Annotated in this window: 14 protein-coding genes; 5 read left to right on the plus strand and 9 right to left on the minus strand. The window is 69.0% G+C overall.

Features of this window, described 5'->3' with window-relative positions:
* Positions 1-156 precede the first annotated feature (156 nt).
* Together AC3WPZ_RS03165 and AC3WPZ_RS03170 are read left to right on the plus strand one after the other, a co-directional pair.
* Positions 157-432, plus strand: coding sequence for a BrnT family toxin (locus tag AC3WPZ_RS03165; RefSeq protein WP_492438098.1), 276 nt, complete (start codon positions 157-159; stop codon positions 430-432).
* Positions 422-682: a BrnA antitoxin family protein gene (locus tag AC3WPZ_RS03170; RefSeq protein WP_382324726.1), complete on the plus strand. Its 261-nt coding sequence runs from the start codon at positions 422-424 to the stop codon at positions 680-682. Before AC3WPZ_RS03165 ends, AC3WPZ_RS03170 begins: the two co-directional genes overlap by 11 nt.
* Here AC3WPZ_RS03170 and AC3WPZ_RS03175 read toward each other — a convergent pair.
* The 6 genes from AC3WPZ_RS03175 to AC3WPZ_RS03200 all read right to left on the minus strand — a co-directional run bounded on the left by AC3WPZ_RS03175 (position 648) and on the right by AC3WPZ_RS03200 (position 5,160).
* The gene (locus AC3WPZ_RS03175) at positions 648-1,586 is read right to left on the minus strand and encodes an acyl-CoA thioesterase (RefSeq protein WP_492438100.1); all 939 of its coding nucleotides are present in this window, start codon (positions 1,584-1,586) and stop codon (positions 648-650) included. The two genes, AC3WPZ_RS03170 and AC3WPZ_RS03175, sit on opposite strands and share 35 nt — an antisense overlap.
* Positions 1,587-1,589: 3 nt before the next feature.
* A complete protein-coding gene (locus AC3WPZ_RS03180) occupies positions 1,590-2,342 on the minus strand; it encodes an NAD(P)H-dependent oxidoreductase (protein ID WP_492438102.1) in 753 nt (250 codons plus the stop codon).
* Positions 2,343-2,415: 73 nt separating this feature from the next.
* Positions 2,416-2,877, minus strand: a complete 462-nt coding sequence (locus AC3WPZ_RS03185) for a hypothetical protein (RefSeq protein WP_492438104.1) — start codon at positions 2,875-2,877, stop codon at positions 2,416-2,418.
* On the minus strand, positions 2,874-3,221 hold the full coding sequence (locus AC3WPZ_RS03190; RefSeq protein ID WP_382158100.1) for a hypothetical protein: 348 nt from the start codon (positions 3,219-3,221) through the stop codon (positions 2,874-2,876). The genes AC3WPZ_RS03185 and AC3WPZ_RS03190 overlap by 4 nt, the downstream gene beginning before the upstream one ends.
* Positions 3,222-3,384: 163 nt before the next feature.
* Positions 3,385-3,699, minus strand: a complete 315-nt coding sequence (locus AC3WPZ_RS03195; RefSeq protein WP_382324718.1) for a hypothetical protein — start codon at positions 3,697-3,699, stop codon at positions 3,385-3,387.
* A 78-nt stretch (positions 3,700-3,777) separates the two neighbouring features.
* A complete protein-coding gene (locus AC3WPZ_RS03200; protein WP_492438106.1) occupies positions 3,778-5,160 on the minus strand; it encodes a phospholipase D-like domain-containing protein in 1,383 nt (460 codons plus the stop codon).
* Between the two features lie 106 nt (positions 5,161-5,266).
* Here AC3WPZ_RS03200 and petA point away from each other — a divergent pair, with 106 nt between their 5' ends.
* Positions 5,267-5,851 carry a ubiquinol-cytochrome c reductase iron-sulfur subunit gene (petA, locus tag AC3WPZ_RS03205; RefSeq protein WP_492438108.1) on the plus strand — a complete coding sequence of 195 codons (585 nt, stop codon included), beginning with the start codon at positions 5,267-5,269 and terminating at the stop codon, positions 5,849-5,851.
* Position 5,852: 1 nt separating this feature from the next.
* Here petA and AC3WPZ_RS03210 read toward each other — a convergent pair whose 3' ends face one another.
* Positions 5,853-6,584, minus strand: a complete 732-nt coding sequence (locus AC3WPZ_RS03210; protein ID WP_382158108.1) for a response regulator — start codon at positions 6,582-6,584, stop codon at positions 5,853-5,855.
* 82 nt (positions 6,585-6,666) lie between these two features.
* Between AC3WPZ_RS03210 and AC3WPZ_RS03215 the strand changes: the two genes are divergently transcribed.
* Both AC3WPZ_RS03215 and AC3WPZ_RS03220 read left to right on the plus strand, forming a co-directional pair.
* Positions 6,667-8,739 (plus strand): ATP-binding protein, encoded by a 2,073-nt coding sequence (locus AC3WPZ_RS03215; RefSeq protein ID WP_492438110.1) that lies wholly within the window; start codon positions 6,667-6,669, stop codon positions 8,737-8,739.
* 57 nt (positions 8,740-8,796) lie between these two features.
* On the plus strand, positions 8,797-9,189 hold the full coding sequence (locus AC3WPZ_RS03220) for a hypothetical protein (RefSeq protein WP_492438112.1): 393 nt from the start codon (positions 8,797-8,799) through the stop codon (positions 9,187-9,189).
* Positions 9,190-9,192: 3 nt separating this feature from the next.
* On the opposite strand, the gene AC3WPZ_RS03225 is transcribed toward AC3WPZ_RS03220, so the two are convergent.
* Together AC3WPZ_RS03225 and hemP are read right to left on the minus strand one after the other, a co-directional pair.
* Positions 9,193-10,899, minus strand: coding sequence for an AMP-binding protein (locus tag AC3WPZ_RS03225; protein WP_492438115.1), 1,707 nt, complete (start codon positions 10,897-10,899; stop codon positions 9,193-9,195).
* 142 nt (positions 10,900-11,041) lie between these two features.
* Complete coding sequence (hemP, locus tag AC3WPZ_RS03230) at positions 11,042-11,278, minus strand: hemin uptake protein HemP (RefSeq protein WP_382324706.1); 237 nt, start codon at positions 11,276-11,278, stop codon at positions 11,042-11,044.
* Positions 11,279-11,543 lie beyond the last annotated feature (265 nt).

The following is an 11,543-nucleotide window of genomic DNA, read 5'->3' on the forward strand; positions in this document are numbered from 1 at the left end:
CAGCGAGCCATTCGGACTCTCGCGGCCCGCCTCATCCTCCACCGATACGGGTGGGGGAACCCTGCTCTTCACGCTCTTAGACTGCACGCGAACGTCGTGCAAGCGCCCTTGCCGAACGACGCGGTCGCCAGAACAGGTTTATGTAGCTACAATAACATGCGTGTCACCTTCGATGCCGCCAAACGGGACCGAACACTTCTGGAAGTTGGACTGGATTTTTCCGATGCCGCCCTCGTGTTCGAGGGCACCACGCTCGAGATGGAAGACACGCGCAAGGACTACGGTGAGATCCGCATCATTTGTTATGGCCTGCTGGCAGGCCGCATGGTGGTGGTGGGTTACACGCCGCGTGGCGCGGATCGCCACATCTTCAGCATGAGGAAAGCCAATGACCGCGAAAAAGACCGCATCGGCCCGCTCCTTGAAATCTGATCTGAAAAAGGTCGATGCCCACCGACTGCAGGCCTCGGAGTACGAGGAACTGCCCGAACTGACAGAAGACATGCTGGAGCGCGCCACGATCAACAAAGGCGGTCGCCCCAAGGCCTCTTTCACCAAAGTGCTGGTTTCCGTGCGCTACAGCCCCGAGGTCCTCGACTACTTCCGCAGCACCGGTGCCGGCTGGCAGGCCCGCATGGACGGTGTGCTCAAGGACTACGTGGCGCAACACGCTCGGCGGTGATGGCTGCCTGGGCATCGACAGGCTGGCTCACATAAGCCATCAGGCATTCCTGCGTCATCGTCGCCAGCTGGCGGCCCTGCTGGTCGTGCACCGAGCCGATGGACAGGCCGCGCCCGGCCTGCGCGCACGGGCTGGTGCAGTCCACGTGCAGCCACTGGTCGGCGCGCACCGGGCGGTGCAGCCACAGCGCGTGGTTCAGGCTGGAGATGTAGAGCGGCCGGCCGTGGAGGTCGCGCAGGTGCAGGCCCAGCGCGGCGAAGTTGAGCCACCAGTCGGAGAGGTAGGCGAAGGCGGCGGCCTGGAAGCGCGCATCGTCCGGCAGCGGCTGGATCGCGCGCATCCAGAAGCGGAAGCGCCCGTTCATGTGGGTCTCGGCGAGCTGGCGCGTGGGGTCGGGCACGCGGAAGTCGATGCTGGGCTTGCGGTCCTGCGAGTAACCACCGAGCCGCGTCAGGTCGCCGATCAGCGCGCGGTCCACCTCGTCGAACCGGGGCAGATCCTCCGGCCGCTCGCCCAGGGGCGCGGTGCTCGGGCTGGCGTGGGTCGGCGCGTCCAGCGGCAGCGCGCAGGTGACCTGCGCGTCCAGCACCGTGCGGCCATTGCCCTGCGCGGCGCGCACGTGGCGCGAGCTGAAGCGCTTGCCTTCCTGCAGCACGGTCACGCCGAAGTCCACCGGCTCATCGGGCATCGCGCCTTGCAGGAAGAGGAACTGCATCATGGTCGCCTCGCGGCCGGCGGGCACGTCCATCAGCGCGGCCATCATGGCCTGCCCGAGCAGCTGGCCGCCGTACGAACGGCCGTTGAGGTTGGCGTCGCCGTGGCGGCTGCGCCAGCGCCCTTCGCCCAGACGGTCCAGCGTCAGCAAGGCTTCGATATCGAGATCGCTCCAGGTGGCCTGTGGCATGGGTCAGGCCTCCGTGGACAGTCGGCGGTGCCCGGCCGTGCGCGGAGCGATCCCGGGTTTGAGCCGCCAGTCGGGGCCGAAGTCGGCCAGGGGGTGCGAGGGCATCACCTCTTCATGCTCGATGCCGCGCAACCGTGCCTCGTAGGCGTCGAGGTAGGCGTGCCGCTGGGCCTCGTCGGTGTACTGGATGGAGAAGCCCACGAAGGGCGGCAGCACCTGCAGGCCGCCGTAGCCGAAGGTGCCGTGCTGCAGGTGCCACAGGATCACGTCGCGCTGCCCCAGCAGGCCGTCGGCCTCCATCATGTCGGGGAAGCAGCCGGTGGTGAAGGCCAGCATGGCCTTGCGCCCCTTGAGCCCGCCGTTGTCGAAGCGTTTGCCGCCCGCACCGTACACGGTGCCGTTGACGAACACGCGGTCGATCCAGCCCTTGAGGATCGCGGGCACCGAGAACCACCACAGCGGGAACTGCAGGATCAACAGGTCGCAGGCCAGCAGCTTGTCGAGCTCGGCCTGGATGTCGGGCGTGAAGGTCTGGCGCTGCGAGGACTGCTTCTGCTCGCGGTCGTACTGCAAGGCATCGGGGAAGCGCCGCTCGGTGAAGTCATCGCCCGTCGCCACGGGGTTGAAACCCATCGCGTACAGGTCGGACACGACGACCTCGTGCCCGCAGGCCTGCAAGGTCTGGACGGAGCGGTCGAGCAGCGCCTTTCCGAAGGACCGGGGTTCCGGGTGGGCATAGACGATCAGCACATTCATGGCGGTCTTTCATTGGGGGTCGAATCCCAATAATAAACCGCCGCGTCTGATTATTTATAGAACAGGCGAGGCCCTAGGCGTCTCGTTCTGGCCCGGCTTGGTCGCGGGCACCCTCCACGCGGCGTTGGCGCGAGCGCTGCAGCAGCAGGCCCACGAGCACCATGGCCGCGGCCGAACCCGAAAGGCCGGGAGACATGAGCACCAGCCGCGCGAGGCCATCGACCGCTTCGACGCTGACCTGCTGTGCGTGATCGACCAGCGCCACGATGTCGGCGGATTGCACGTTGGGGATGTCCTCCAGCCGCACGTGGAACTCCTGCCAGCCACCGCGAAAACGGATCTTCGCGAAGACGCCATCGGCGACCGCCACCAGCGACAGCACGCCCAGAGGGCGCAGCAACTGTTCCAGCATGTGGCCGCGGTCGGTCGGCAGCGCGGTCTCGTACACCTCGGCGACCAGCTCCGGGATGGCCATGCCATTGCGGGCAGGGGGTGGATCGCCGCCGCCCTCGGACGGCCCGGTCGTCGGGTTCATGAAACCCGGCCTGACAGGGCTCGCATGAGGTCCAGCGCCGTTTCCAGGGCCTCCTCCGCGCGCAGGAACTCGTGGTGGCGGATGAACCAGGACGCCTCGTCCAGCGCGACCAGGGCATCGGCCACACCCACGGCGGACGTGGCATGCAGCGCGCGGCGGGCCTCGCGGATGGCCGAGATGGCCAGGCTGTCGTGGCTGCAATAGACGTCGACCTGCGCCCGCCGGACATGGTCCATGGCTTGCATCGACAGCGGCACAGCACCCGACTCGTGCAGCGGAGGGGTGTAGGCCGTGGCGCCGACCATCGCATCAACGAGCAGGAGCGCGGGGAGGTTGTTGGACATGTTCGGCCTTTCTGGTCGGTGGTTGGGATGAGGTTCACTCTGCGGCGGGCGTGGGAACGGGAGGTTGCAAACGACAACGCCGCAGATGACAAATGTCATTTGCGGCGCCGTGGCATGGTGGGGCGCGGCGGGGGGCTGCCGGCGCCCCACCCCGTTGCGTGCGTCAGCCCGCGGCTTTCTGCTCGGTCGGCATGGCCTTCTGCTTGTGTGTCGCCTTCTTGGCCACGTGCTTCTTGTGCGGGGCCTTGGCGGCCTTGTGCTTTTCGGCCGGCATGGTCTTGGGCATCGCGGTGGTCGCGGGGGCGGCCGCCGGGCTTGGCATGGCGGGTTTGGGCGAACTGTCCATGGTGCTTTGCGCAAAAGCGCTGGCCCCCATGGCGGCAATCGCGGCGGTGATGAGGACGGTACGTAATTTCATTCGAAGCTCCAGGTTCGCAGCGGTCTTGGATTGCGGTCGATGCTGCGTTTCGTCAACCACGGTTCCGATGCTGGTGGCCCGGTGTGCTTCGCCGGTGTCAATCCACCCGTTGGCACATTTCACTTGCAATCGCGGGGATCAGAGCTGGAACCCCAGCCACAGCAGCATGCCTTCGGCGATGTCGCGCGCGAGCCCGGGTGCGGTGGCCACGTAGGGCTGTGCCGTGCCGCGCTCCTGGTCGAACCAGTCGGCGAACCGCTGCACGTCGGCCGGCGGGTGGAAGGCGCACATCAGCTCGTAGTTCAGCAACAGGCTGCGGCTGTCCAGATTGGCCGAGCCGCACAGGGCCAGCGTCTGATCGAACACCGCGAGCTTGGCGTGCATCATCCCGGGCGCGAGCCAGATCCGGCCGCCGGCCTGGGCCAGCGAGCGCAAGGCCCGGCCCCGCGCCATGTCCGAGAGCCGGTGGTTGGAGCGGGCGGGCACCAGCAGGTCGACCACCACACCGCGCCGCGCGGCCAGGCACAGCGCCATCAGCAGCGCCGCGTCGGGCACGAAGTACGGTGTGGCCAGGGCGATGCGGGCCTTCGCCCGGTAGGCCGCCGTCAGCAGCAGCGCCAGCACGGTGTCGTCCGCCTGGTCCGGCCCCGAGGCGACGAGCTGGGCACCTTCCCCGGCCTGCGCGCTGGCGTGGAGGACTTCGCGCGAAAGGGCCGGCAGGCCCCGGGCGAAGCGCCAGTCGTGTTCGAACAGCTCGCTCGCCTGCTGCACCAGCGCACCGCCCAGGTCGAAGCTCAGATCGCGCCAGGGCGCCTGCCCGGCTGAACCCATGAAGTACTCGGCGGCCAGGTTGCGGCCACCGCACCACAGGCGGGCCGAGGGCAGGCCCGCGTCGGCGATCAGCATCTTGCGGTGGTCGCGCAGGTTGGTGCGCCCCCGGATCGGCGAGCGCAGCGGCGGCACGAAGCGCACGAACTCGGCCCCCGCGCTGGTCAGGCGGTCGAGGCTCGGGGGACGCTGCATCAGGCTGCCCATGCCGTCGAGCAGCAGGCGCACGCGAACGCCCTGCCCGGCCTTGGCCGTCAAACGGTCGACCACCGCCTGCCCCGGCCCCTCGCGCCCCAGGATGAAGGTGCACAGATCGAGGGTGGCCTGCGCGCCGTCGATCGTGCGCATCAAGGCCTCCTGGGCTTGGCGGCCATCGCGGTGCAGCCGCAGGTCGCGGTAGGCGGCGGGTGCGGGCTGTCCGAGCGAGACGATGGTGCCGGCCGCCCAGCCATCGCCCGAGGCCAGTGGGCGCGGCGCGGTGCCCGCGAGGGAGGCCGGTCGGGCGAGCTTGCGCGAACCGAGCAGCAGGAACGCCGGCAGGGCCACATAGGGCAGCAGCACGATGAACAGGACCCAGGCGATCGCCGACGCGGGCGGCCTGCGCTGGCGCATCGCGTGCGAGCTGAAGACGTAGACCAGGACCGCCAACGAGACGGCGAGGCCGTGCAGTGTCAGCCAATGGCTGGGCAACATGTCACTTGTCATCTGCCTTTGCGCTCCATGCAATACCGCCCAGGCCGGGCAAGCGCAGTATCCCCTCATGTCCAGGCTCCCTCCTGGAACCCCGAGGAACCCCACCATGCCCACCGACCCCCAACGGCGCATCTGGATGGTGACCACCGCCAGCCTGGGTGGCGCGGCGGCGGTGGTCGCGGCCTACCCGTTCGCCGCGTCGTTCGCCCCGAGCGAGCGGGCCAAGGCGGCCGGCGGGCCGGTGGAGGTCGATGTCTCGACCCTGGCTCCCGGGGCCACCACCATCGTCGAGTGGCGGGGCAAACCGGTGTGGGTCGTGCACCGCACGCCCGAGATGGTGGCCGCGCTGCAGGGCCACGACGCCGAGCTGGCCGACCCGCAGTCGAACCGCAACCAGCAGCCCGCCTATGCCCGGAATCCGGCCCGTTCGATCAAGCCCGAGTTCTTCGTCGCCGTGGGCATCTGCACCCACCTGGGCTGCTCGCCCACCTCGGTGCCGGCAGGCACCGGCAATCCCGGCCTGCCCGCCGACTGGCCCGGTGGTTTCTTCTGCCCCTGCCACGGCTCGACCTTCGATGGCGCGGGACGGGTGTTCAAGAACAAGCCGGCACCGAGCAACCTCGAGGTGCCGCCGCACCGCTACGCGAGCGCCACGCAACTCGTGATCGGCGACGACGACGCACCCGCGTGAATCAGAACAGCGTCTCGACCTCGCTGGCCAGCAGGTAGCCCGCGCCGCGCTCGGTGAGAATCAGCGTGGGGTTGGTGGCGTCGGCTTCGATCTTGAGGCGCAGGCGGCGGATCTGCACGTCGATCGTGCGGTCGTAGACCTCGGCTTCATGCAGGCGCGACATCGACAACAACTGATCGCGGCTCAGCACGCGCCGCGGCGCCCGGCACAGCGCGTTGAGCAGGCTGAATTCGCCGTTGGACAGCTCCACCGACTGGCCCGCCGGCGACACCAGGCGGCGGGTGCGCAGGTTCAGCTCCCAGCCCGAAAAGCGGTAGGCGCGCCGCGTGTTGTCGCGCTCGGGCAGCGTGGCCTGCACCTGGTAGCGGCGCAGCACCGCGCGCACGCGAGCGAGCAGCTCGCGGGGGCTGAACGGTTTGGTGACGTAGTCGTCCGCGCCCAGCTCCAGGCCCATGACGCGATCGGCCTCCTCGCTGCGCCCGGTCAACAACACGATGGGCACGGTGGCCCGTTCGCGCAAGGCGCGGGCCAGCAGCATGCCGTCCTCGCCGGGCAACCTGAGGTCCAGCAACACGAGGTCGATGGCCTCGCGGTCGAACAGCGCGAACATCTCCGCCCCCGAACACCCGGCGCTCACGCGCATGTCGTTCTTGCCGAGGTACTCGACCACCAGGTCGCGCACGTCCGCGTCATCGTCGATCACGAGAATGTGGGGAACGGTGGTGGTGCTCATCGTGTGGCGCCCAATGTAGCGCAAGCCACCGCTCGGGACACGCGGCGGCGCATACTGGACACCCATGCGCACAGGTGCCTCGTTGAACCGATCGACCCCTGACACCACCTTCCGACCGCGAGCCTCGGGCCTCCCGTGGCTGTTCGCACTGGCGCTGTGGTTGCTGCTGGTGGCGGTCACCTCGCTGGCGCTCTGGCAGTTGCACCGCAGCGCACTGGAGAGCCAGGGACGGGAAATGGCCCTGCTCTCCCTGGCGCTGACCGACGAACTCGATCGCGGCTTGCAGGGCGCCGAAGAGGGTTTGCAGGCATTGGCCCTGGAACTCGGCCGGCGCCGACTGCCCACGGTGGACAGCCAGACCGTCCAGGCGCTGCAGACGCGAGCGGCCCTGATGCCGCTGGTGACCACGCTCTGGCTGCTGGACAAGGACCAGGCGCCGATCGCCTCGTCCGAGGCCACGGCCCCGCCGGACCTGCAGACCTTCCTGCCACGGCTGGACTCGCTCGCCGAAGGGGCCACCGCCTTGAGCCAGCCCTTCGTGCCGGCCGGGGGGGCGCAGGCGCAGGTCGCGCTGGCGTTTCGCGTGGGCGCCGTGCACGGCCACCCGGGCGGCTGGATCGTCGCCGCCATGCCGGCCAACCAGTTGCTGGGCGCCTTTGGCGTGGCCCTGCCCGCGGCCGACGCGCGCATGGCCATCTTCCGCCGCGATGGCGCGCTGCTCGCGGGGGTCAACGTCGGGCTGCTGCGAGCCGATGAGGCCGGACTGGCGCAGCGCCCTCGCCTGGCCAGGCAGCGCTTCAGCGATGGCAGCGAGCACCTGGTCGGCTCGCACCGGGTGCCGCGCTACGGCCTGGATGTCGTGGTGTCCCGGGAACTCGCCGCCGTGCTTCAGGGCTGGCGTGGCGCGCTGCAGCTGGCCATCGCCGCGCTGGCCTTCCTGCTGGTCACCATGGCGGCGGCGGTGCACTTCGTGACGCGGTCCGAACGGCAGCGGCTGGCGGCGCAGCAAGCCCTACAGGTGCAACTGGCCCGCACCAGCCGGCTCGAGGCCCTGGGCGCCCTGGCCGGCGGCGTCTCGCACGACTTCAACAACGTGCTGGCCGGCATCGTCGGGTACGGGGAAATGGCGCAGGACGCCGCCGCGCCCGGCAGCGACCAGGCCCGGCACCTGGACAAGGTGCTGCAGGCCGCCCAGCGCGGCCAGTTGCTGATCGAACGCATCCTCTCGTTCAGCCGGGGCGGCGCGCGCACCTCGGCCGTCTTCGAGCTGGAGCCGGTGGTCGAGGAGGTGCTGACGCTGCTGACCGCCTCGCTGCGTCCGGGGGTGGTGCTGGAACGGATGCTCGCCGCGCCCGGCGCGCGGCTGCGCGGCGACGCGACGCAGGTCTTCGAGGCGGTCATGAACCTGTGCACCAACGCCATGCAGGCCATGCCCGATGGCGGCATGCTCAGCGTCCAGCTCGAGCGCCGGCAGGTCACCACGCCCCAGGTGCTGTCCCACTCGCCGCTGCCCGCTGGCGACTACCTGGCGCTGGGCGTGACCGACCAGGGCGTGGGCATCACGCCCGAGGTCATGGAGCACCTGTTCGAGCCGTTCTTCTCCGCGCGCGGCACCCAGGGCGGCACGGGGCTGGGCCTGGCGGTGGTCTTTGGCGTGGTCGCAGAGTTCGGCGGCGGGATCGACGTCGACAGCCTGCCGGGCCAGGGTGCGCGCTTCACGCTCTACCTGCCCGAATGCACCGACGCCGTTCCCGAATCGACCGCAGCTTCCACGCCCGTGCCCGCCGGCGCCGGCCAACGCCTGCTGGTGGTGGACGACGAACCGGGGCTGCTGGCGCTGGCCCAGGAGATGCTGACGGGCCTGGGTTACGAGCCCGTGTGCTTTGACGATGCCGGCGACGCGCTGCAGGCGGTGACCGAGGCGCCGCAGCGGTATGCCGCCGTGATCACCGATGAACGCATGCCCGGCCTGAGCGGCACACAGTTCGCCAGCACCTTGCGGGCGCGCTCGCTGCAACTGCCAGTGGTGCTGGTCAGTGGCTACGGCGGGGCGCTGCTGGCCCGCCGCGCCAGCGACTCGGGCGTGACCCGCGTTCTGATGAAACCCCTGCGGCGCGACGAACTCGCTCGCACCCTCGCCGAGCTCATCCCCTGATGGGCGGGTCTGCCCGCCTTTGTGTCAGATGGCACACAAGCACCCGGACCGCGACACATGGCACGGCAGCCCAAGGACCAAGATGCGCCCATGATGGATGCCGACACCCTTGCAGAAGGCCAGGACACCCGATCGCGGCTGCTGATCCATGCCTGTGCCGACGAGACCCGCTGGTCCGTGCCCGTCCTGTGGCGGCGCATGCTGGCGCGGGTGCGCGGCGCGCCGCCCGCTGACCGGGCTCCGCCCACGCTGGAAATCCACGATCTGCCGGGGCGCCGTCTGCTCACCCTCACCAACGCGGGCGCCCCTCTGATCGACATGGTGCTGCCGACGGGCACCTACCACGTCACCGCGCTGACCGGCGAGAACCGCCGCAGCTACACGGTGGTGCTGGCGCAGGACGCCACGACCGAACTCCACCTGCTGCCGGCCCATTCGCGCCGGCATTGAGGGTCAGCGCTGGGCGCGCGCCGGGAAATCGTCTTCCTGAAAGGCCTGCCCGCCGCGCGAGCCCGCGGCCACCCGCTGGGCCTCTTCGGTGCGCAACTGCACGCGCCGGATCTTGCCCGACACGGTCTTGGGCAGTTCCTGCACGAACTCCAGCCGCCGGATGCGCTTGTACGGCGCGAGGTGCTCGCGCGAGAACGCAAAGAGGGCCTGCGCCAGTTCCGGGCTGGCCACCACCCCGGGCCGCAGGATCAGGTAGGCCTTGGGCACCGCGAGGCGCACCGGATCGGGGCTGGGCACCACGGCCACCTCCATCACCGCCTCGTGCTCCATCAAGGCGCTTTCCAGCTCGAAGGGGCTGATGCGGTAGTCCGAGGCCTTGAACACGTCGTCGGCGCGGCCCACGAAGGTGATGTAGCCGTCGGCATCGCGCTGGGCGATGTCGCCCGTGTGGTAGTGACCGTCGCGCATCGCGCTGCTGTTCTGCGACTCGCTGCCCTGGTAACCCGCCATCAGGCCCAGCGGTCGCTGCGCCAGCGGCAGCGACACCTCGCCTTCGCTCGCGGCTTGTCCGTCCACGTCGAGCAGCTCGATGCGGTAACCAGGCAGAGGCCGCCCCATGGAGCCCGGCTTGAGCAACTGGCCCGGCGGGTTGCCCACCTGCGCCGTGGTTTCGGTCTGGCCATAGCCGTCGCGCAGGTCCAGGCCCCACGCGGCGCGCACCTGTTCGATGATCTCGGGGTTGAGCGGCTCGCCGGCGCCAATGAGTTCGCGCAGGCTCAGGCGCTCGCGCCGCGCCGCCAGGTCTTCCTGGATCAGCATGCGCCACACCGTCGGCGGCGCGCACAGGCTGGTCACGCGGTGGCGTTCCAGCACGGACAGCAGGCCGGGTGCGTCGAAGCGCGCGTAGTTGAAGATGAAGATGCAGGCCCCGGCGTTCCAGGGCGCGAAGAAGCAGCTCCAGGCGTGCTTGGCCCAGCCCGGCGACGAGATGTTCAGGTGCACGTCACCCGGCAGCAGGCCGATCCAGTACATGGTGGCCAGGTGCCCGACGGGGTAACTCTGGTGCGTGTGCAGCACCAGCTTGGGCTTGGACGTGGTGCCGGAGGTGAAGTACAGCAGCAGCGGGTCGGTGGCGCGCGTGGGGCCATCGGGCGTGAAGGCCGTGGCGGCCTGCGCCGCGTCCTCGAAGCGCAGCCAACCGGCCACGCTCTCCCCCACGCTGATGCGCGTGTAGTCGCCCGCGAGGCCGTCGAACTTGCCCGTCTGCGCGCTGGCCGCGACCACGTGCCGCACCTGGCCGCGCTCCAGCCGGTCGCGCAGGTCGTCGGCGGTCAGCAAGGCGGTGGCCGGGATCAGCACGGCACCCAGTTTCATCGCCGCGAGCATCACCTCCCACAGCGCCAGCTCGTTGCCAAGCATGAGCAGGATGCGGTCGCCCCGCTGCACGCCGATGGCGCGCAGGTGGTTGGCCACCTGCGAGGAGCGCTCGGCCATCTGCGAGAAGGATCGTTTCACCTCGCTGCCGTCGTCGCCCACGATGTGCAGGGCGGTGGCGCCGTTGCCGCGCGCCATCGCGTCGAAGTGGTCCAGCGCCCAGTTGAACTCGCCCAGCACGGGCCACTGGAAATCGCGGTAGGCGCGCTCGTAGTCCAGTCGGTGGGTGAGCAGGAAATCGCGAGCGGCCAGAAAGGAAGCAGTGGAATCTGTCATGGTTCCTCGGATGTCTTGGGGCGGGACATCCGGATTCTGCTTGAACTCAGCGGGGGAAAAAATGCATGGCTGGCCGGCATCACCGATGGCTAGCAAAAACGACACCTGAGAACCAAGCCTCAGGGTCGCCCCACGAAAAAAACTATTTGGTCAGGATCAGCTTGCCCAGCTTGGTGGATTGCAGCTTGTACATCGATCCGTTGTGCGCGATCTGCACGCACTTGCCACCCTGCAGCAGCGACAGGCTGTCGATGCTCGAAAGCCCATCGAGCACGCTCGGCGCGACCTGGGTCTGCGCCTCGTCCGCATCGACAGCGGACACGGCGGCAACACGTCGCGGCACGCGCAACAGCGGACGGGTGATCGACAAAGTCTGCATGGCATCGGCTCCTGGGTGGTCAGTGCATGCAGTGTACCCCATAAATGCGACTGATTCTCATTTATAAAAAATAAACTGCGCGCTGATGCAGGATCCGGACGCACCAACATGGGCCGGCTCGGTTGTTGCTATGGCTATACGGGGAAACACCGGGATCGCCCGTCCGTCTGCCGATGGGCCCAGATTTACAATGTGAAAGCCCGTCACTGCCGCATTCAGCGGCGTTCAAACGAAAGACATTTCATGAAGAACCTCTTCCTTTCCC

It is taken from the genome of Hydrogenophaga sp. FW305-3-2-15-A-LB1, from assembly GCF_058787875.1.